Source organism: Pseudomonas turukhanskensis (assembly GCF_027922365.1).
Classification (GTDB): Bacteria; Pseudomonadota; Gammaproteobacteria; order Pseudomonadales; family Pseudomonadaceae; genus Aquipseudomonas; species Aquipseudomonas turukhanskensis.
The window spans coordinates 37341-56771 of record NZ_BSFN01000022.1 but is presented as its reverse complement, the minus strand read 5'-3'; the positions used below and the strand labels follow the sequence as shown (position 1 = coordinate 56771).

The 19431-nt window shown below is 60.7% G+C and carries 21 protein-coding genes; all 21 read left to right on the top strand.

The features are described from left to right. Nucleotides 1–3 precede the first annotated feature (3 nt). The 21 genes from PKE98_RS23480 to flhB all read left to right on the top strand — a co-directional run bounded on the left by PKE98_RS23480 (nucleotide 4) and on the right by flhB (nucleotide 19355). A complete protein-coding gene (locus PKE98_RS23480) occupies nucleotides 4–1206 on the top strand; it encodes an HlyD family secretion protein (protein ID WP_271197843.1) in 1203 nt (400 codons plus the stop codon). Between the two features lie 29 nt (nucleotides 1207–1235). Beyond that, nucleotides 1236–2768 (top strand): DHA2 family efflux MFS transporter permease subunit, encoded by a 1533-nt coding sequence (locus tag PKE98_RS23475; RefSeq protein ID WP_271197842.1) that lies wholly within the window; start codon nucleotides 1236–1238, stop codon nucleotides 2766–2768. Between the two features lie 226 nt (nucleotides 2769–2994). Next, nucleotides 2995–3564: a hypothetical protein gene (locus tag PKE98_RS23470; RefSeq protein ID WP_271197841.1), complete on the top strand. Its 570-nt coding sequence runs from the start codon at nucleotides 2995–2997 to the stop codon at nucleotides 3562–3564. A 147-nt stretch (nucleotides 3565–3711) separates the two neighbouring features. Then, nucleotides 3712–4041, top strand: coding sequence for a flagellar hook-basal body complex protein FliE (gene fliE, locus PKE98_RS23465; protein WP_271197840.1), 330 nt, complete (start codon nucleotides 3712–3714; stop codon nucleotides 4039–4041). Between the two features lie 64 nt (nucleotides 4042–4105). Then, nucleotides 4106–5905 carry a flagellar basal-body MS-ring/collar protein FliF gene (gene fliF / locus PKE98_RS23460; protein WP_271197839.1) on the top strand — a complete coding sequence of 600 codons (1800 nt, stop codon included), beginning with the start codon at nucleotides 4106–4108 and terminating at the stop codon, nucleotides 5903–5905. Continuing rightward, nucleotides 5898–6917, top strand: a complete 1020-nt coding sequence (gene fliG, locus PKE98_RS23455; RefSeq protein WP_271197838.1) for a flagellar motor switch protein FliG — start codon at nucleotides 5898–5900, stop codon at nucleotides 6915–6917. Before fliF ends, fliG begins: the two co-directional genes overlap by 8 nt. A gap of 8 nt (nucleotides 6918–6925) precedes the next feature. Further along, nucleotides 6926–7735: a flagellar assembly protein FliH gene (fliH, locus tag PKE98_RS23450; RefSeq protein WP_271197837.1), complete on the top strand. Its 810-nt coding sequence runs from the start codon at nucleotides 6926–6928 to the stop codon at nucleotides 7733–7735. Beyond that, complete coding sequence (gene fliI, locus PKE98_RS23445) at nucleotides 7725–9086, top strand: flagellar protein export ATPase FliI (RefSeq protein ID WP_271197836.1); 1362 nt, start codon at nucleotides 7725–7727, stop codon at nucleotides 9084–9086. Before fliH ends, fliI begins: the two co-directional genes overlap by 11 nt. A gap of 25 nt (nucleotides 9087–9111) precedes the next feature. Then, entirely contained in the window at nucleotides 9112–9564 is a 453-nt protein-coding gene (fliJ, locus tag PKE98_RS23440) for a flagellar export protein FliJ (protein ID WP_271197835.1), read from the top strand. A 97-nt stretch (nucleotides 9565–9661) separates the two neighbouring features. Next, nucleotides 9662–9967, top strand: a complete 306-nt coding sequence (locus PKE98_RS23435; protein WP_271197834.1) for an STAS domain-containing protein — start codon at nucleotides 9662–9664, stop codon at nucleotides 9965–9967. A 12-nt stretch (nucleotides 9968–9979) separates the two neighbouring features. Continuing rightward, complete coding sequence (locus PKE98_RS23430; RefSeq protein WP_271197833.1) at nucleotides 9980–11677, top strand: ATP-binding SpoIIE family protein phosphatase; 1698 nt, start codon at nucleotides 9980–9982, stop codon at nucleotides 11675–11677. Nucleotides 11678–11707: 30 nt separating this feature from the next. Further along, a complete protein-coding gene (locus PKE98_RS23425) occupies nucleotides 11708–12067 on the top strand; it encodes an Hpt domain-containing protein (protein WP_271197832.1) in 360 nt (119 codons plus the stop codon). A gap of 200 nt (nucleotides 12068–12267) precedes the next feature. Next, a complete protein-coding gene (locus PKE98_RS23420; protein WP_271197831.1) occupies nucleotides 12268–13569 on the top strand; it encodes a flagellar hook-length control protein FliK in 1302 nt (433 codons plus the stop codon). A 290-nt stretch (nucleotides 13570–13859) separates the two neighbouring features. Continuing rightward, the gene (gene fliL, locus PKE98_RS23415; RefSeq protein WP_271197830.1) at nucleotides 13860–14417 is read left to right on the top strand and encodes a flagellar basal body-associated protein FliL; all 558 of its coding nucleotides are present in this window, start codon (nucleotides 13860–13862) and stop codon (nucleotides 14415–14417) included. Nucleotides 14418–14452: 35 nt separating this feature from the next. Beyond that, entirely contained in the window at nucleotides 14453–15418 is a 966-nt protein-coding gene (gene fliM, locus PKE98_RS23410) for a flagellar motor switch protein FliM (RefSeq protein WP_271197828.1), read from the top strand. A gap of 53 nt (nucleotides 15419–15471) precedes the next feature. Next, the gene (gene fliN / locus PKE98_RS23405; protein WP_271197827.1) at nucleotides 15472–15936 is read left to right on the top strand and encodes a flagellar motor switch protein FliN; all 465 of its coding nucleotides are present in this window, start codon (nucleotides 15472–15474) and stop codon (nucleotides 15934–15936) included. A 3-nt stretch (nucleotides 15937–15939) separates the two neighbouring features. Next, nucleotides 15940–16389 (top strand): flagellar biosynthetic protein FliO, encoded by a 450-nt coding sequence (gene fliO / locus PKE98_RS23400; protein WP_271197825.1) that lies wholly within the window; start codon nucleotides 15940–15942, stop codon nucleotides 16387–16389. Further along, complete coding sequence (gene fliP / locus PKE98_RS23395) at nucleotides 16389–17141, top strand: flagellar type III secretion system pore protein FliP (RefSeq protein ID WP_271197824.1); 753 nt, start codon at nucleotides 16389–16391, stop codon at nucleotides 17139–17141. The genes fliO and fliP overlap by 1 nt, the downstream gene beginning before the upstream one ends. Nucleotides 17142–17165: 24 nt before the next feature. Beyond that, nucleotides 17166–17435 (top strand): flagellar biosynthesis protein FliQ, encoded by a 270-nt coding sequence (gene fliQ, locus PKE98_RS23390; RefSeq protein ID WP_108097033.1) that lies wholly within the window; start codon nucleotides 17166–17168, stop codon nucleotides 17433–17435. Between the two features lie 3 nt (nucleotides 17436–17438). Beyond that, complete coding sequence (gene fliR / locus PKE98_RS23385; RefSeq protein ID WP_271197823.1) at nucleotides 17439–18215, top strand: flagellar biosynthetic protein FliR; 777 nt, start codon at nucleotides 17439–17441, stop codon at nucleotides 18213–18215. A 3-nt stretch (nucleotides 18216–18218) separates the two neighbouring features. Further along, nucleotides 18219–19355, top strand: coding sequence for a flagellar biosynthesis protein FlhB (gene flhB, locus PKE98_RS23380; RefSeq protein WP_271197822.1), 1137 nt, complete (start codon nucleotides 18219–18221; stop codon nucleotides 19353–19355). Nucleotides 19356–19431 lie beyond the last annotated feature (76 nt).

Below are 19431 nucleotides of genomic sequence, written 5' to 3'. Positions count from 1 at the left end.
GCCATGGCCACGCCTACCGCACCCTCTGAATCTGCAAACAATGAACGCACGAACGCGAACCCAGGCAAACGCAAAGTCATGCTGCTGGGCTTGCTGGTTCTGGTGTTGATCGCCAGCGCAGGCACCTGGGCCTGGTACCACTTTTATGGCCGCTTCAGCGTCGGCACCGATGACGCCTATGTAAACGGCAACGTGGTGTCCATCTCGCCGCTGGTGACCGGCACCGTTATCAGTATTGGCGCCGACGATGGCGACCTGGTGCAGCAAGGCCAGGTGCTGCTCAAGTTCGACCCCAACGATGCCGAAGTCGCGCTGCAAAGCGCCGAGGCCAATTTGGCCCGCACCGTGCGCCAGGTCCGCGGCTTATACAGCAACGTCGATGGCCAGAAAGCCCAGGTGGTTGCGCAGAAAGCTGCCGTGCAAAAGGCACAGGAAAACTTCAACCGGCGCAAAACTCTGGCCGCCAGCGGCGCGATTTCCCAGGAAGAGCTGTCCCACGCCCGTGATGACCTGACCGCCGCCCAAGGCTCGCTGAACGATGCCTTGCAACGCCTGAACACCAGCAGCGCGCTGGTGGATGACACCAGCGTCGCTTCCCATCCGGATGTGCAATCGGCCGCCGCGCAACTGCGCCAGGCGTACCTGGAAAACGCGCGCACCACGCTGATTGCGCCGGTCACCGGCTACGTGGCCAAACGTACCGTGCAACTGGGCCAACGTGTGCAGCCAGGCACCGCGCTGATGGCCGTGATTCCGTTGGACCAGCTGTGGATCGACGCCAACTTCAAGGAAACCCAACTCAGCGAAGTGCGCATCGGCCAGGCCGTGGAGATTACCTCCGACCTCTACGGCGACGACGTCAAGTTCAGCGGCACCATCGACAGCCTCGGTGCCGGTACCGGCAGTGCATTCGCCTTGCTGCCTGCGCAGAACGCCACGGGTAACTGGATCAAGATCGTCCAGCGGGTGCCAGTGCGTGTGGTGCTCAACAGCGAGGAGCTGAGCAAGCACCCGCTGCGTATCGGACTGTCGACTCAGGTGGATGTCGACCTGCACGACCAGAGCGGCCCGGTGTTGGCACAAAAGCCGCCGCAAAAGCCGACGCTGGAAACCAATGTGTATCAGCAGCAGCTGGCCCAGGCCGATGCGCTGATCCAGCAGTTGATTGAGCAAAACAGTGCCGTGGCTAAAACCGCTCAGCGTTAAGCGCTGAGCTTTACCCCGCAGGACGTGCCATGGATACCAAAGCGTCATTCACGCCGCCCAGCCTGGTGCTCGCCACCATTGGCCTGTCGCTGGCAACCTTTATGCAGGTGCTGGACACCACCATCGCCAACGTGGCGTTGCCGACCATTTCCGGCAACCTCGGGGTGAGCTCGGAGCAGGGCACCTGGGTCATCACCTCGTTTGCCGTGAGCAACGCCATCGCCTTGCCGCTGACCGGCTGGTTCAGCCGCCGCTTCGGCGAGGTAAAGCTGTTTTTGTGGGCCACGCTGCTGTTTGTGCTGGCCTCGTTTCTGTGCGGTATTTCCCGTTCCATGCCGGAGCTGGTGGGTTTTCGCGTATTGCAGGGCGTGGTCGCCGGGCCGCTGTACCCGATGGCGCAAACGTTGTTGATCGCCATCTATCCGCCGGCGAAACGGGGGATGGCCATCGCCTTGTTGGCGATGGTGACGGTTGTGGCGCCCATTGCCGGGCCGATTCTCGGCGGCACCATTACCGACAGCTACAGCTGGCCGTGGATATTCTTTATCAACGTGCCCATCGGCTTGTTCGCCGCCTTTGTGGTGCGTCAGCAGTTGGCCGAGCGGCCGGTGGTGACCAGCCGCCAACCCATGGACTACGTGGGGCTGATGGCGTTGATTGTAGGCGTCGGTGCGTTGCAGATCGTGCTCGACAAGGGCAACGACGCGGACTGGTTCGAGTCCAACTTCATCATCATCGGCACGGCAATTTCGGTGGTGGCATTGGCCTTCTTCGTCATCTGGGAAATGACCGATGCTCACCCGGTGGTGAACCTGCGGCTGTTTGCCTACCGCAACTTCCGTTACGGCACCCTGGTGCTGGTGTTGGGCTATGCCGGCTTTTTCGGCATCAACCTGATTCTGCCGCAATGGCTGCAAACCCGGCTGGGCTACACCGCCACCTGGGCCGGTTTTGCCGCAGCGCCGCTGGGGATTTTGCCGGTGCTGATGTCGCCGTTCATTGGCAAGTACGCCCCGCGCTTCGACCTGCGCGTGCTGGCGGGCCTGGCGTTTCTGGCCATGGGCCTGAGCTGCTTTATGCGCGCCGGCTTCACCACCGATGTGGACTACCAGCACATTGCCCTGGTGCAACTGTTTATGGGCATCGGCGTGGCGCTGTTCTTTATGCCGACGCTGACCATTCTGCTGTCCGACCTGCCGCCGAATCAGATTGCCGAGGGCTCGGGCCTGGCAACCTTTCTGCGCACGTTGGGCGGCAGCTTCGCCGCCTCGCTCACCACCTGGATCTGGATACGCCGCGCTGATCAGCACCACGCCTATATGATCGAGAGCATCAACGTCTACGACCCGGCCACCCAGCAAGCGCTGCATAACTTGGGCGGGGCCAGTGCACAGGCATATACGCAGCTGGATCAGATGGTCACCAGTCAGGCGTATATGTTGTCGACGGTGGACTACTTCACCTTGCTCGGCTGGATGTTTATGTCACTGATTCTGATCGTCTGGCTGGCCAAACCACCGTTCACCGCCAAGGCCGGGCCGCAGGCGAGCGCGGGGCATTGATCGCTGCCCCTCTTGCGTCGTCCCCGCGCAGGCGGGGACCCAGATTAGTGAGCTGTGCGCAGTACCGAGCAAGACACGAGACTCTGGATTCCCGCCTGCGCGGGAACGACGGTGATTTGAAGGATAGTGGTCGCGCCTATTGTCATGATTCATACATCAAAAATTAATTCCTCCGTCACGGAACTCGGGCAGTTTGCAAGCCTGCGTTTACCCATGAGGAGTTGCCATGTTGTTTACCCCGTCGCGTTACATCAAACCCGTTGCCATTGCTCTGCTGGCCGCTGCTGTCAGCGCCTGCGCAAGTACGGCGCAGACGCCTGCCAAGCCCAAGGCACCGGACGTAGCGCTGAACAACACTGATTGGTATCAGGTGCGTACCCAGGACCAAGTGGTTGTGTTCGACGACTACGCCGTCTTTACCCAGTACCTGCAAACTGGCCAGGCGCCTGTGCTCAAGCCGCTGGACAAGAAAGACAACTTCGGTCGCACCCTCATCCTCGGCCTGAAAGCCGAAGACCAGAACCTGGCCCTGAAAGACATCGCGGCTGCTCGTTTCCTGGAAGTGAGCCTGGTGCCTGGCAACCCGTTCTACGGTGAGATTCGCAAAGACGGCGTGATCTACGTGTTCGCTCGTTACGGCGACATGATGGACATGTACAAAACCGGCGAGCCAACCTTCAGCTACACCGAAATCGGCGGTGGCCCAAAAGGCGAGCGCGTGGTGTACGGCCTGATGAAAGAAGAGAAAAAACCAGAAAAACAAATTGCGCTGTTCCACCAGAAGTACCCGCACTAAAAGCGCGGCCTTCTTGCTCTGGAAAGGCGACCTGCGGGTCGCCTTTTTTATGCCTGCCAATCAGGCTTCTGTTCTTGGCACCCTTGTTGCAATCCCCTGGTTACCCACCGCATTGCGTCAAAAAACTGCGGTCACCGGAGAAGTGTCATGAGTCAGGGTGTCGAGTTCAATCGCCTAATGTTGGAAATGCGCTCCATGCAAATGGAAGCCATGGCCCGTCCAAAAGTTGCGCCAGCGCCGGCAGAGATCGGTGCGCCGAGCTTTTCCGACATGCTCGGCCAGGCGGTCAACAAGGTTAACGAAACCCAGCAAGCCGCAGGCCAACTGGCCGAAGCCTTTGAAATTGGCAAGAGTGGCGTGGACATCACTGACGTGATGATTGCGTCGCAGAAGGCCAGCGTTTCGTTCCAGGCGGTGACGCAGGTACGCAACAAGCTCGTTCAGGCATACCAAGACATAATGCAAATGCCGGTTTAATTCCCCGCCCAACCCCGCGAAAACACGCAGGCCTGGACCTGGAATAGTGAGAGTGAGTTAAGAAATGGCAGAAGCAGCGATCAGCAACGTACCCGCAAAGACAGGCTCCGACGAACCGAAAAAGCCGCTGTTTGGCCTGACGTTCCTCGACAACCTGTCGCAGATGACCATGCTTCGGCAAATCGGCCTGTTGGTCGGTTTGGCCGCCAGCGTGGCCATTGGTTTTGCCGTGGTGCTGTGGTCGCAGCAGCCGGACTACCGTCCGCTTTATGGCAGCCTGGAAGGGATGGACGCCAAACAAGTGACGGAAACCCTGACTGCCGCCAATATTCCGTACACCATGGAGCCGAACTCTGGCGCGCTGCTGGTCAAGGCCAGCGACGTGTCCCGTGCCCGTCTGCAACTGGCCCAAGCCGGTGTGGCGCCGCGTGATGCCAACGTTGGCTTTGAAATTCTCGATGGCGACCAGGGGCTGGGCACCAGCCAGTTCATGGAAGCCACCCGTTATCGCCGTGGCCTGGAAGGCGAGTTGGCGCGCACCGTGTCCAGCCTCAACAACGTAAAAGCGGCCCGTGTGCACCTGGCTATTCCGAAAAGCTCAGTGTTCGTTCGTGACGACCGCAAGCCCAGCGCTTCGGTGCTGGTAGAGCTGTATCCAGGCCGTGCGCTGGAGCCAAGTCAGGTGATGGCAATCGTCAATTTGATCGCCACCAGCGTTCCTGAATTGAGTAAATCGCAAATTACGGTGGTCGATCAGAAAGGCAACCTGCTTTCCGACCAGCAAGAACTCTCCGAGTTGACCATGGCCGGCAAGCAGTTCGACTACAGCCGGCGCATGGAAGGCATGTTCAGCCAACGCGTGGACAGCATTCTGCAACCGGTGCTCGGCGCCGGCCGCTACAAGGCCGAAGTGTCGGCAGACGTGGATTTCAGTGCGGTTGAATCGACCTCGGAAATGTTCAACCCCGACCAGCCGGCACTGCGCAGCGAACAGAAAGTAAATGAAGAGCGCTCCAGCGCAGCCGGCTCCCAAGGCATTCCCGGCGCGGTGAGCAATCAGCCACCTGGCCCGACCACCACGCCGCAGACCGCTGCCGCAGGTGCTCCGGCGCCAGCCGGCCCGATTGCCGCTGGGCAACCGCTGCTCGATGCCAATGGCACGCAGATCGTCGACCCGGCCACTGGCCAGCCTAAACTTGCGCCATACCCGGCCGACAAACGCGAGCAAGCCACCCGTAACTATGAGCTGGACCGCTCCATCAGCCACACCAAGCAGCAACAGGGCCGTCTGCGTCGCCTATCGGTAGCCGTGGTGGTTGATGACCAGGCCAAGATCAATGCACAGACCGGCGAAGTGACCCATGTGCCGTGGAGTGCCGCCGACCTGGCGCGCTTTACCCGCCTGGTGCAGGACTCGGTTGGTTTTGATGCGGCCCGTGGCGACAGCGTCAGCGTGATCAACTCGGCATTCACCGCCACCCAGGGCGAAGAGATCGAGTCGATTCCGTTCTACACCCAGCCCTGGTTCTGGGACGTGGTGAAACAGGTACTGGGCGTGTTGTTTATCCTGGTACTGGTATTTGGCGTGCTGCGTCCGGTGCTGAACAACATTACCGGTGGCGGCAAAGGCAGCAACGCCCTGGGCCACGACGGCCGCGACGGCGACGTCGAGCTGGGCGCCATGGGCGGTCTGGACGGCGAGCTGTCCGCTGATCGTGTAAGCCTCGGTGGCCCGGCCAGCATCATGCTGCCGAGCCCGTCCGAGGGGTATGATGCACAACTGAATGCGATCAAGGGTCTGGTGGCCGAAGACCCGGGTCGCGTAGCACAAGTGGTTAAAGAGTGGATTAATGCCGATGAGTGAGAACCGCGCACCTGCAGGCAAGCTGAGCAAGGTCGATAAGGCCGCGATTCTGTTGCTCTCTCTGGGCGAAACCGACGCTGCGCAGGTGCTGCGGCACCTGGGCCCGAAAGAAGTGCAAAAGGTCGGCGTGGCCATGGCGCATATGCGCAACGTGCAGAAAGAGCAGGTTGAGCAGGTGATGGGCGAGTTCGTCGAAACCGTGGGCGACCAGACCAGCGTGGGCGTCGGCGCCGATAGCTACATCCGCAAAATGCTCACTCAAGCCCTGGGCGAAGACAAAGCCGGCAGCCTGATCGACCGTATTCTGCTGGGCGGCAGTACCAGCGGCCTGGACAGCCTGAAATGGATGGAACCCCGCGCCGTTGCCGACGTGATCCGTTACGAGCACCCGCAAATTCAAGCCATCGTGGTGGCCTACCTTGACCCCGATCAGGCTGGCGAAGTGCTCGGCCACTTCGACCACAAGGTGCGCCTGGACATCGTGTTGCGCGTCTCCTCGCTCAACACCGTGCAGCCGGCGGCGCTCAAAGAACTCAACCTGATTCTCGAGAAGCAATTCTCCGGCAGCGCCAACACCTCGCGCGCCACCATGGGCGGCGTGAAGCGCGCGGCCGACATCATGAACTTCCTCGACAGCTCGGTAGAAGGGCAGTTGATGGATTCCATCCGCGAAGTGGACGAAGACCTGTCCTCGCAGATCGAAGACCTTATGTTCGTGTTCGATAACCTGGCCGATGTCGACGACCGTGGTATCCAGGCGCTGCTGCGCGAAGTATCGTCCGACGTGCTGGTACTGGCGCTCAAGGGCGCCGACGAAGCGATCAAAGAAAAGGTCTTCAAGAACATGTCCAAACGGGCGGCCGAACTACTGCGTGACGACCTTGAGGCCCGAGGCCCGGTGCGCGTCAGCGATGTCGAAGGCGCCCAGAAAGAAATTCTCACCATCGCCCGCCGCATGGCCGAAGCCGGGGAAATCGTCCTCGGTGGTAAAGGCGGCGAAGAAATGGTTTAAGGCAAAACATGAGCAACAAGGAAGGTCCAAGCGAGCTGATTCGCGCCAAGGATGTCAGTGGCCTGGCCCGCTGGGCGTTGCCCAGTTTCGACCCCGAAGGCGAGGCACCAGCCGAAGAATTGACGCCGGCCGCGACCGAGCACAGCGCGCCCGCCGCACCTGAGCCGGAAGTAAACGCTCAGGGCGAAGAGGTGCAGCTCGAAGATGTCAAACCCTTGACGCTCGATGAGCTGGAGGTCATTCGCCAGGAGGCCTACAACGAAGGGTTTTCCACCGGCGAAAAAGACGGTTTGCGTTCCGGCCAGGTAAAAGCCAAGCAGGAGGCTGACGCCGCCCTGGCCGACAAGCTGGCCAGCCTTGAACGGCTGATGACGCAATTGATGGAACCCATTGCCGAACAAGATCAGCAACTGGAAGTGGCATTGGTGCAGCTGGTCAGCAATATGACCAAGCAGGTGGTGCAGCGCGAGCTGACCACCGACTCCACCCAGATCCGCCAGGTGCTGCGCGAAGCCCTCAAGCTGCTGCCCATGGGCGCGGCCAATGTACGCATTCATATTCACCCGCAGGACTTCGAGCTGATCAAGGCCCTGCGTGATCGCCACGAAGAAACCTGGCGCCTGCTCGAAGATGAAACCCTGCAGCCCGGCGGTTGCCGCGTGGAGTCCGAGCAATCGCAAATCGACGCCACCATCGAGACCCGCCTGGCGCAGATGCTCAAGCAGCTGTTCGAACAACAGCGCGAGCAAGCCACATCGCCGGCCGAGCCGGACATCCAGATCGATCTGGACAAGCCCGAGGTCATTCATGCGACTTAACCGGCTCAGCTTCGCCAAACGCATGGCGGGCTATAACGAGGCGGTCGAGTTGCCGGCACAACCCATTGTCGAAGGCCGCCTGTTGCGCATGGTGGGCCTGACGCTGGAAGCCGAAGGCCTGCGTGCTGCCCTGGGCAGCCGTTGCCTGGTGATCAACAACGGCAGCTACCACCCGGTGCAGGTGGAAGCCGAAGTAATGGGCTTTGGTGACGGCAAAATCTTCCTGATGCCAGTCGGCAGCCTGGCCGGCATTGCCCCGGGCGCGCGGGTAGTGCCGTTGCCGGACAGCGGCCGCTTGCCGATGGGCATGACCATGCTCGGTCGTGTACTGGACGGCACCGGTCGCGCGTTGGACGGCAAGGGCGGCATGAAGGCTGAAGACTGGGTGCCGCTGGACGGCCCCACCATTAACCCGCTGAACCGCCACCCCATTGATACCCCGCTGGACGTCGGCATACGCAGCATCAACGGCCTGCTGACTGTGGGGCGTGGCCAGCGTCTGGGCCTGTTTGCCGGTACCGGCGTGGGCAAGAGCGTGCTGCTGGGCATGATGACCCGCTTTACCAACGCCGACATCATCGTGGTGGGGCTGATCGGGGAGCGCGGTCGTGAGGTGAAGGAGTTCATCGAGCACATCCTCGGCGAGGAGGGCATCAAGCGTTCGGTGGTGGTGGCATCGCCTGCCGATGACGCGCCGCTGATGCGTCTGCGCGCCGCCATGTATTGCACCCGTATTGCCGAGTACTTTCGCGACAAGGGCAAAAACGTCTTGCTGCTGATGGACTCGCTCACTCGTTTCGCCCAGGCACAACGGGAAATCGCCCTGGCCATCGGCGAGCCACCAGCCACCAAAGGGTATCCGCCGTCGGTATTTGCCAAGCTGCCCAAGCTGGTGGAGCGGGCCGGTAATGCCGAAGCTGGTGGTGGCTCCATCACCGCCTTCTACACTGTGTTATCAGAAGGCGACGATCAGCAGGACCCCATCGCCGACTCGGCGCGGGGCGTGCTTGATGGTCACTTTGTATTGTCCCGGCGCCTGGCCGAAGAAGGCCATTACCCGGCCATCGATATCGAAGCCTCCATCAGCCGGGTGATGCCGGCGGTGGTGGACGCCGAACATATGCGCAATGCGCAACGCTTCAAGCAACTGTGGTCGCGCTACCAGCAAAGCCGCGATTTGATCAGCGTCGGCGCTTATGTGCCCGGCGGCGACCCGGAAACCGACTTGGCCATTTCCCGCCACGCCGCAATGGTCAGTTACCTGCGTCAGGGGCTCAACGACAATGAAAGCCTGCAGAAAAGCAAAGAAGCCCTCGCCGCGGTGTTTGGTCCCGCGCCGCCGCCCCGTTGATAGGCTGCCAAGGATTACGCGTTAAATGGCTTTGCCCAGTCGAGCTTCACGCCTGGCCCCGGTGGTGGACATGGCCGAACGCGAAGAGCGTGATGCCGCGCGCAACCTTGGCCAATGCCAGACCCAGGTCAACCAGGCCGAAGGCAAACTCCAAGACCTGCACCGCTACCTGGGCGACTACCAGCAGCAGTGGATTACCGAGGGCAAGAACGGGGTTTCCGGGCAGTGGATGATGAACTACCAGCGCTTTTTGTCGCAGCTGGAAACCGCCATCAAACAGCAGAACCAGAGCGTGGAATGGCACCGCAACAACCTCCATCAGGCGCGGGAACTGTGGCAGCAGAAATACGCAAGGCTTGAGGGCCTGCGCAAGCTGGTGCAGAAGTACATGGACGAAGCCCGTGTGGCCGCCGACAAGCGCGAACAGAAATTGCTCGACGAGTTATCACAGCGGCTGTTGCAACGTGAGCGCAATTGATTTCTGCTGCTAGAGTGTTTGAAGCTACAAGCGTTTGTGTTGTCAGGCTTTTTCGCGTTATCACTCACTTGGTTTTTTTTGGGGTAGAGGAGCTTCCATGGCCATCACTTCATTGCCGTCCAGCGACGGGCAAGAGCTGACCATTCGCATTCAGGGACGTTTCGATTTCGGCGCCCACCAAGCATTTCGCGATTCCTACGAGCGCATCAATTTCACGCCCAAGCGCTATGTGGTCGACCTCGATCACACCACCTACCTGGACAGCTCGGCGCTGGGCATGCTGCTGCTTCTACGTGACCACGCCGGCGGTGACCATGCGCAGATCAGCCTGGTGAACTGCAACGCCGACGTGCGCAAGATCCTCGCCATTTCCAACTTCGAACAATTGTTCAAGATCATCTGAGTTCCGTTGAGCATGGACGCACGTCTGTCCATCCTGATCGCCGAAGATAACGCCGCCGACCGCATGCTGCTGTCGAGCATCATCAGCCGTCAGGGCCATCGAGTGCTCACCGCCAGCAACGGGCTGGAGGCGGTGGCCATGTTCGACCAGGAGCAGCCGGACCTGGTGTTGATGGACGCCCTGATGCCGGTGATGGACGGCTTCGAAGCGGCGCGGCGCATCAAGCTCAAGGCAGGCGAAGCGCTGGTGCCGATCATTTTTCTCACCTCGCTCACCGAAGGCGAAGCCTTGGTGCGTTGCCTGGAAGCCGGCGGTGACGACTTTCTCGCCAAGCCTTACAACCGGGTGATTCTCGACGCCAAGATCAAGGCCATGGACCGCCTGCGCCGCCTGCAGGCCACGGTGCTTGAACAGCGCGACCTGATCGCCCGGCACAACGAGCACCTGCTCAACGAGCAGCGGGTAGCCAAGGCGGTGTTCGACAAAGTGGCCCATTCGGGCTGCCTGAATGCGCCCAATATCCGCTACCTGCAATCGCCGTTTGCCGTATTCAACGGCGACCTGCTGCTGGCTGCCTTCAAACCTTCCGGTGGAATGCACGTGCTGCTAGGCGACTTCACCGGCCACGGTCTGCCGGCGGCGATTGGCGCCATGCCGCTGGCCGAAGTGTTTTATGGCATGACGGCCAAGGGCTATTCGCTGTCGGAAATTCTTCGCGAGGTGAACGCCAAGCTCAAACGCATTCTGCCGGTGGGCGTGTTCTGCTGCGCCACGCTGCTTAACCTGAGCTTTCAGCGCCGTATCGTCGAGGTGTGGAACGGTGGCCTGCCCGATGGTTACGTGCACCGTATCGCCACTGGCGAGCGTTTGCCGCTGGTGTCGCGGCATTTGCCATTGGGCGTGTTGGAGCCGTCGGACTTCAACGACGCCTGCGAGATTTACCCGATGGAGTTGGGCGATCGGGTGTTTCTGCTCTCCGATGGTGTGCTGGAAACCAGCAACCCGGCCGAGCAGCTGTTTGGTGAGTCGCGCCTGCTGAATGTATTTGCTGCCAATCGCCAACCCGATTTGCTCTTCGATGAAATCCAACAGGCGCTCAGCGCCTTTCGCGGCAAGGCGCAAGACGATGTGAGCATGGTCCAGGTGTGCCTGGTGGAGGCCGAGTCCCTGCCACGTCCACCGCTGGCCTTTGCCGATAGCGGCCAGAGCAGCCCATTGGATTGGGCCGCCAGCTTCGAATTTCGCGCGCAGACCCTCAAACGCTTCAACCCGCTGCCGTTTCTGTTGCAGCTGCTGCTGGAAGTGCAGGGCCTGCGTCTGCAAGGCGGGGCGCTGTACAGCGTGCTGGCCGAGCTGTACTCCAATGCCCTGGAACATGGGGTGCTGGGGCTGGACTCGCAACTCAAATGCGATGCCCCAGGCTTTGCCCATTACTACCGCGAGCGCACGCGACGCCTGGCCGAGCTGGACCAGGGCTATGTGCGGTTTCACCTGCAACTGCTGCCCGAAGCGAGCGGCGGGCGGCTGGTGATCAAGGTTGAGGACAGCGGCACGGGCTTTGATGTGCAACAGGTGTTGGAACGCCAGCGCACGGCGCAGAGTCTATCGGGACGGGGTCTGGGTCTGATCCGCCGACTAACCGAGCGCTCTACCTGGGCCGCAGACGGACGTGGCGTGAGCGTGGAGTTCTCGTGGAACGATCAGGCATAATCGCTCGCGTGTTGCTCAGGGAGAGATCCGGTGGCTGATATTCATCTCGACAGCGCCGTACTGGCGGGTTTGCAAGACATCATGGAAGCCGAGTACCCGCTCTTGCTCGATACCTTTATCGCCGATTCCGAAGAGCGTCTGCGCCTGCTGCACGAAGCCCTGGCCAACAGCGACGCCCACGAGCTGCGCCTGGCCGCCCACAGCTTCAAAGGAAGTTGCAGCAATATGGGTGCGCCGGCCCTGGCGCTTTTGTGCAAGCAACTGGAAGACGACTCGCGCAACGCCGATGTACTGGTCGAGGCGCCAGCGGTGCTTGAGCAGATCGAACGCGAATTCGCCATTGTGCGCATCCTCCTCAAGTCCGAACGCCAGCGTTTTTCTTCGCTCTGAATTGAATTAGAAAACGTAGCGAGCGAAGGCCAGGCAAGGCAAAAGCAGACGAGTAAGCGGAGTTGGCTGTAGCCGATGAGCATTGCGAGTCTGTTTTTAACGCCGCATGGCCGAGCGCAGTAGTTTTCAAGGCTGATACAGAGTTGGCCCAAGGCTTGCTACCTCTCCTGCACGACCCATCCGCACGGAGAGAGTGCTAAATGTCCGTTGCCTCAGATCCACTCCTGAATTCCGCCCCGGTGGCCAAGCCACAGGCAGCGTCTGCCAAACCTCAGCCCAAACAGGCCGAGCCCAGCAAGGACGATGCTTCCAGCTTTGCCAACGTGTACGCCAAGGAACGTCAGGACAAGGCTGTCGACCGCCATGAAGCGGCGACCAAGGCCAAGAATTCCAAGGCCAATGACAAGGCTGACGATAAAGAACCGGCCGCCGAAACACCGGCAGCGGCAACCACTGCAGAGCCGGCAGTTGCCGATAGCGGCAATCCCTTGCCGACTGACCAGGCGCCGGCCGATCCGGTGATCGACCCGATGATTCTCCTGGCCATGGCCGGGCAGCAAATGCAGCAGCCGACCACCGAAGACAGCGCCTTGCCGACCACGGGCGAAGGCGATGCGGCGCTTGAGATTCCGCTGTCGCTCACAGGCCTGGCTACGCCCCAGATCACCCAGACTGAAGACAACGGCCACGACCCGCAGGTGGACGCCATGAGCGAGCTACCGGGTGTCGATCTGGTTTTGGACCTGGCAGCTAAAGCGCAAGCCGCCGTGCAGAAGGCTGGCACCAACCCGTCGGCGGCCCAGGCGGGGCAGACCGGGGGGCAGGACTTCGCTGCAGCCATGGCGCAGCTAACAGCCAACCCCGAAGGCGGGGAGAGCAAGGTGACTGATGAGCTGGCCCTGTTTGAACAAGGCAAAGACGGCATCGAGGCGTTGAAAGACAGCAATGCCGATCTGCATATCGACGCCTCCGCCAGCAAGCTCAATGCCCTCAACCAGGCGATAAACCAGCAGGTCACCCAGGCTCAGCGTACGCCGCTGGTGCCGGGCGCGCCGGTGTCCATGCAGCAAGGCGTATGGACCGACGAGGTGGTGGACAAGGTGATGTGGATGTCCAGCCAGAACCTTAAGTCGGCTGACATCGCCCTCGATCCGCCAGACCTCGGCCGCCTCGAGGTGCGCATCAACATGGCTCAGGACGCGGCCACTCAGGTGACCTTCGCCAGCCCCCATATGGCTGTGCGCGATGCGGTGACTGAATCGATGCAACGCCTGCGCGACATGTTCACCCAGCAAGGCATGACCATGGACGTCAACGTCTCCGACCAGTCGCTGAACCGCGGCTGGAACGGCCAGAACGGCAACGACGGGCAGCAGAGCCGGGGCGATTCGGGCCGTAACAGCTTTGGAGGGGGAGATGAGGACATCAGCATTGGTACCAGCGAAATCCGCAGCAGCGGTTCGGTGGCCGGTGGTCGCGGTCTGGTCGACTATTACGCCTGACCCTCGCCGCACCGGGGTGAACTAGACTGACAACGCCCGCTTGCCGTACTGGCAAGCGGGCGTTCTTGTTTCTGCGCCCCCAGCAAGCGCTGCGCTAGAAAAAAGGCCGGACGGAAAACCGGCGCAGGGCAAAGTTGCTGGTATATTCCCCGGCAATGTTGGTGGTATCCACTGGGGCGCAATTGTCGTGCAAAACAGCTTGTTAGCCAGCGTGCCTGGCAAGCTGGCATAACACTTGCTCCTAACCCTTTGAACACGGATAGAATTCCGATCAGTGACGGATTATTGGCATGGCTAAGAAAGAGAAAGCAGCACCACCGGCCGATGGCGCCGCGCCGGCGCCCGGCAAGGGCAAGCTGAAGCTGATCATTCTGATCGTGGTGGGTCTGCTGATTGCCATTGGTGGCTCCGTGGGCGCTACCTGGTTTTTCCTGCACAAGAGCGCACCGCCTGCAGCTGAAGTCGGCAAGGAAGGTGAACAAGCCGAGGGTGAAGAGGGTAAAGGCCCGGACGGCAAACCCCTCAAGAAAGAAGCGATTTACGAGGTGCTGGCCCCGGCCTTTATCGTCAACTTCAACGTTAATGGTCGTCAGCGCTATATGCAGGTCAGCGTCGCCCTGATGGCCCGCGATCAGGCCAAGCTCGATGCGCTCAAGGCCCATATGCCTGTGCTGCGCAACAACCTGGTGTTGCTGTTCTCCGGGCAAAGTTTTGACAACCTGGCAACGCCTGTCGGCAAGGAAATGCTGCGTCAGCTGGCCACCGCCAGCGTGCAGGAGTTGGCCAAGAAAGAAGTCGGCGACACCACCGTCGAGCAAGTGCTGTTCACTAACATCGTTCTTCAATAATCCCGTTTCCAAAAAACTGTCAGTAGGTAACTCACATGGCCGTCCAAGACCTGTTGTCCCAGGATGAAATCGATGCCCTGTTGCATGGTGTCGACGACGGCGCGGTGGAAACCGAAGACGCCGCCATCCCCGGCAGCGTCAAGAGTTACGACCTCTCCAGCCAGGACCGCATCGTGCGCGGGCGCATGCCCACCCTGGAAATGATCAACGAGCGGTTCGCCCGTTACACCCGCATCAGCATGTTCAACCTGCTGCGCCGCTCCGCCGACGTGGCGGTAGGCGGTGTGCAGGTGATGAAGTTCGGCGAATACGTGCACTCGCTGTACGTGCCCACCAGCCTCAACCTGGTGAAGATGAAGCCGCTGCGCGGCACCGGCCTGTTTATTCTCGACGCCAAGCTGGTGTTCAAGCTGGTGGACAACTTCTTCGGCGGTGACGGCCGCCACGCCAAGATCGAAGGCCGTGAGTTCACCCCCACGGAACTGCGCGTTGTGCGCATGGTGCTCGACCAGGCGTTTATCGACCTGAAAGAAGCCTGGCACGCGGTGCTGGATGTGAACTTCGAGTACATGAACTCGGAAGTGAACCCGGCGCTGGCCAACATCGTCAGCCCCAGCGAAGTGGTGGTGGTGTCGACCTTCCATATCGAACTGGACGGCGGTGGCGGCGACCTGCACGTGACCATGCCGTATTCGATGATCGAACCGATCCGCGACATGCTCGACGCCGGCTTTCAGTCCGACGTGGACGACCAGGACGAGCGCTGGGTCAAGGCCCTGCGCGAAGACATCCTCGACGTCAGTGTGCCCCTGGGCGCCACCATTGCCCGTCGTCAGCTCAAGCTGCGCGACATTCTGCATATGCAGCCGGGCGATGTGATTCCCGTGGACATGCCCGAAGAAATGATCATGCGCGCCAGCGGCGTACCGGCCTTCAAGGTCAAGCTTGGCGCGCACAAAGGTAACCTGGCTTTCCAGGTGCTGGAACCCATTGAACGCTGATTGCAGCACCCCTTTATTTAGCACCGCACCGGTTAAGGCAAGGCGAGGAACACATGGCAGACGAAGAAGAAACCTCCCCCGAAGAGCAGGCCCTGGCAGACGAATGGGCTGCTGCGCTCTCCGAGGCTGGCGACGCGAACCAGGACGACATTGACGCGATGCTCAACCAGAGCGCCGGCGCCTCCAATTCCGCGCCGCGTGCGCCGATGGAAGAGTTCGGCAGCGCGCCGAAGAACAACCTGCCGGTGAGCATGGAAGGGCCGAACCTGGATGTGATTCTGGACATTCCGGTTTCTATTTCCATGGAAGTGGGCAACACCGAAATCACCATTCGCAATCTGCTGCAGCTTAATCAGGGCTCGGTGATCGAGCTCGACCGCCTGGCCGGCGAGCCGCTGGATGTGCTGGTCAATGGCACCCTGATTGCCCACGGCGAAGTGGTGGTGGTGAACGAGAAGTTCGGCATCCGCCTGACCGACGTGATCAGCCCAAGCGAACGAATCAAGAAGCTGCGCTAACCCATGACCACTCTGTATTCACGTTTGCCGATGGCGCTGTTGGCCTCGGCACTGCCGCTGCTGGCGCAGGCCGCCGAGCCCGGCAAACCCATCGCCACGCCGATGGCCGAAGGGCATATGGGCGGCCAGCTGGTGCAGGTGCTGCTGGGCCTTTTGCTGGTGATCGGCATGATTTTCGTGCTGGCCTGGCTGCTGCGCCGGGTGCAGCAGATCGGCCCGCGTGGCGGCCAGGTGATCAAGCTGGTGGCCAGTCAAGCGCTAGGCCCGCGTGATCGGCTGGTGTTGGTGCAGGTGGGCAGTGAACAGATTTTGCTCGGCCTGAGTGCCGGTCGCATTACCCCGTTGCACACCCTGAAAGAGCCGGTGCACGTCGCCGATACCGAAGCGGCCACGCCAGAGTTCGCCCAGCGCCTGATGGAGCTGTTGGGCAAGGACCAGAAGGACAAACCTTGATGAGTGCGTTGCGTCTGCTGCTGGCCATTGGATTGAGCCTGGCGGCACCGATGGTATTGGCCGCCGACCCGTTGACCATGCCGGCCATCACCATGACCACCAACCCGGCAGGGCAGCAGGAATATTCGGTCAGCCTGCAGATTCTGCTGATCATGACGGCGCTGACGTTTATCCCGGCGTTCGTCATGCTGATGACCAGCTTTACCCGCATCATCATTGTGTTCTCGATTTTGCGTCAGGCCCTGGGCTTGCAGCAGACGCCGTCCAACCAGATCCTCACCGGCATGGCGCTGTTTCTCACCATGTTCATCATGGCGCCGGTGTTCGACCAGGTGAACAGGGACGCCTTGCAGCCGTACCTGAACCAGCAGATGACCGCACCGGAAGCGATTGCCAAGGCCGAAGTGCCGGTGAAGAACTTTATGCTGTCGCAGACGCGCTCCTCGGACCTGGAGCTGTTTATGCGCCTGTCCAAGCGCACCGATATTCCTTCGGCTGACCAGGCGCCGTTGACCATTCTGGTGCCGGCATTCGTGACCTCGGAGCTGAAGACCGCCTTCCAGATCGGTTTCATGATCTTTATTCCGTTTCTGATCATCGACCTGGTGGTCGCCAGTATCCTGATGGCGATGGGCATGATGATGCTGTCGCCGCTGATCATTTCCCTGCCGTTCAAGATCATGCTGTTCGTTCTGATCGATGGCTGGGCCCTTATCATCGGCACCTTGGCGAGCAGCTTTGGCGGCACGTAGCCGGCCCGAGCCAGGAGAACGCACATGACTCCCGAAGTAGCGGTAGACCTGTTCCGCGAAGCGCTGTGGCTAACCGCCGTGATGGTGGCCATTCTGGTGGTGCCGAGCCTGGTGGTGGGCCTGATAGTGGCGATGTTCCAGGCGGCCACGCAGATCAACGAACAAACCCTGAGCTTTCTGCCGCGCCTGCTGGTGATGCTGGTAACCCTGATCTGGGCAGGCCCCTGGCTGATCCGCTCGTTCATGGAATACATCACCAACCTGTACACCAACATTCCTTACGTCATCGGCTAGGCCATGTTCGAGCTGAGCAGTGAGCAAATCGGCGGCTGGGTGGGCGGTTTTATTCTGCCGTTCTTCCGTATCGCCGGCCTGCTGATGACCATGCCCATCATTGGTACCCAACTGGTGCCGATGCGCGTGCGTATCTACCTGTCGCTGGCCTTTACCCTGGTGATCTACCCCAACCTGCCGGCGGCCCAGCCGCTGGATGCTATCAACGTGGGCGCGGTGTTTCTGATCGCCAAGGAAATCCTTATCGGCGTGATGCTCGGCTTTGTGTTGCAGCTGTTTTTCCACGCGTTCGTGATTGCCGGGCAGATTCTGGCCACGCAGATGGGCTTTGGTTTTGCCTCGATGGTGGACCCCACCAACGGCGTGTCGGTGGCAGTCATCGGCCAGTTTTACACCATGATGGTGACCTTGCTGTTTCTGGCCATGAACGGCCACCTGGTGACCTTCGAAATCATGGCCGAAAGCTTTGTGACCATGCCCGTTGGCACCGGGCTTACCACCAACCATTTCTGGAATATCGCCACCAGCCTGGGCTGGGTGCTGGCCGCCGGCTTGTTGCTGGTGCTGCCGGCCATTACCGCGCTCTTGGTGGTGAACATCGCCTTCGGCGTGATGACCCGTGCGGCGCCGCAGCTGAATATTTTCTCCATCGGTTTTCCGCTCACCCTGGTGATGGGCTTTGTGATCATCTGGATCAGCCTGTCGGACTTTCTCTCTCACTATCAGGCGATGGTCACCGACTGTCTGCAGCTGCTACGTGAACTGGTACAGGCGAAATAAGCCATGGCCGAAAACGAGAATGGCGCGGAGAAGAGTGAAGAGCCCACGGACAAGCGACGCCGCGAGTCGCGAGAGAAGGGCCAGATTGCGCGTTCGCGCGAGCTCAATACCTTTGCCGTGCTGGTAGCAGGCGTTGGCGGGCTGATGAGTTATGGCGGCGCCATTGGCAACGCCATGATCGACATCATGAAAGACAACTTCACCTTGAGCCGCGAACTGCTGATGAACGACGGCAGCATGGCGCTGCAATTCGAAAACGCCGTATACATCGCCCTGATGGCGTTGTTTCCGTTGTTTATCGTGCTGCTGGTGGCTTCCATCCTCGGGCCCATCGCTCTGGGCGGCTGGTTGTTCTCGGCGCAATCGATGGCGCCCAACTTCGGCCGCATGAACCCGCTGCCGGGCCTCAAACGGATGTTCTCGGCCAAGGCTGGCCTGGAGCTGCTCAAAGCGCTGGCCAAGTTCGTGCTGGTGCTGATCGTGGCATTGGTGGTGCTCAAGGCCGATACCCGCGACTTGCTGGCCCTGGCCAATGAGCCGTTGGAGTCGGCGATTCTGCACAGCATCACGGTGGTGGGGCGCAGCGCCATGTGGATGGCGTGGGGGCTGCTGTTTATCGTCGCCGTCGATGTGCCGTTCCAGCTCTACGACAATCGGCAAAAAATGCTGATGACCAAGCAGGAAGTGCGCGACGAGTACAAAGACAGCGAAGGCAAGCCCGAGGTTAAACAGCGTATCCGCCAAATGCAGCGCGAGATGGCCGAACGCCGCATGATGGCCGCCGTGCCGCAGGCCGACGTGGTAATCACCAACCCGACGCACTTTGCCGTGGCGCTCAAGTACGACCCCTTGACCGGCGGTGCGCCGGTGCTTCTGGCCAAGGGCGGCGACTTTATGGCCCTGAAAATTCGCGAGATTGCCAACGAGCACAAGGTGATGGTGCTGGAATCGCCAGGCCTGGCGCGGGCGATTTTCCACTCCACGGAACTGGATCGGGAGATTCCCGCCGGGTTGTACCTGGCCGTGGCGCAGGTGCTCGCGTACGTGTATCAGCTTCGCCAATTCCGTTCTGGCAAGGGCAAGCGCCCCGATCCATTGAAAGACCTCCCCATCCCGCCAGATCTTCGTCGCGATGAGTAACTAACCGATTGGCTGCGCGTCGGCGGGGCTGCGTTAAACACACTTTTTGAATGCTCATTGGCTACAGCCAACTGCG

Excerpts from the sequence above, each read along its gene's own strand:
- PKE98_RS23430 (WP_271197833.1), top strand. The coding sequence starts at position 9,980 with ATGGACGCACGTCTGTCCATCCTGATCGCCGAAGATAACGCCGCCGAC.
- fliL (WP_271197830.1), top strand. The coding sequence starts at position 13,860 with ATGGCTAAGAAAGAGAAAGCAGCACCACCGGCCGATGGCGCCGCGCCG.
- PKE98_RS23480 (WP_271197843.1), top strand. The coding sequence starts at position 4 with ATGGCCACGCCTACCGCACCCTCTGAATCTGCAAACAATGAACGCACG.
- fliE (WP_271197840.1), top strand. The coding sequence starts at position 3,712 with ATGAGTCAGGGTGTCGAGTTCAATCGCCTAATGTTGGAAATGCGCTCC.
- PKE98_RS23470 (WP_271197841.1), top strand. The coding sequence starts at position 2,995 with ATGTTGTTTACCCCGTCGCGTTACATCAAACCCGTTGCCATTGCTCTG.
- flhB (WP_271197822.1), top strand. The coding sequence starts at position 18,219 with ATGGCCGAAAACGAGAATGGCGCGGAGAAGAGTGAAGAGCCCACGGAC.
- PKE98_RS23475 (WP_271197842.1), top strand. The coding sequence starts at position 1,236 with ATGGATACCAAAGCGTCATTCACGCCGCCCAGCCTGGTGCTCGCCACC.
- PKE98_RS23420 (WP_271197831.1), top strand. The coding sequence starts at position 12,268 with ATGTCCGTTGCCTCAGATCCACTCCTGAATTCCGCCCCGGTGGCCAAG.
- fliG (WP_271197838.1), top strand. The coding sequence starts at position 5,898 with ATGAGTGAGAACCGCGCACCTGCAGGCAAGCTGAGCAAGGTCGATAAG.
- fliP (WP_271197824.1), top strand. The coding sequence starts at position 16,389 with ATGAGTGCGTTGCGTCTGCTGCTGGCCATTGGATTGAGCCTGGCGGCA.
- fliO (WP_271197825.1), top strand. The coding sequence starts at position 15,940 with ATGACCACTCTGTATTCACGTTTGCCGATGGCGCTGTTGGCCTCGGCA.
- fliR (WP_271197823.1), top strand. The coding sequence starts at position 17,439 with ATGTTCGAGCTGAGCAGTGAGCAAATCGGCGGCTGGGTGGGCGGTTTT.
- PKE98_RS23435 (WP_271197834.1), top strand. The coding sequence starts at position 9,662 with ATGGCCATCACTTCATTGCCGTCCAGCGACGGGCAAGAGCTGACCATT.
- fliH (WP_271197837.1), top strand. The coding sequence starts at position 6,926 with ATGAGCAACAAGGAAGGTCCAAGCGAGCTGATTCGCGCCAAGGATGTC.
- fliJ (WP_271197835.1), top strand. The coding sequence starts at position 9,112 with ATGGCTTTGCCCAGTCGAGCTTCACGCCTGGCCCCGGTGGTGGACATG.
- fliF (WP_271197839.1), top strand. The coding sequence starts at position 4,106 with ATGGCAGAAGCAGCGATCAGCAACGTACCCGCAAAGACAGGCTCCGAC.
- fliI (WP_271197836.1), top strand. The coding sequence starts at position 7,725 with ATGCGACTTAACCGGCTCAGCTTCGCCAAACGCATGGCGGGCTATAAC.
- fliQ (WP_108097033.1), top strand. The coding sequence starts at position 17,166 with ATGACTCCCGAAGTAGCGGTAGACCTGTTCCGCGAAGCGCTGTGGCTA.
- fliN (WP_271197827.1), top strand. The coding sequence starts at position 15,472 with ATGGCAGACGAAGAAGAAACCTCCCCCGAAGAGCAGGCCCTGGCAGAC.
- fliM (WP_271197828.1), top strand. The coding sequence starts at position 14,453 with ATGGCCGTCCAAGACCTGTTGTCCCAGGATGAAATCGATGCCCTGTTG.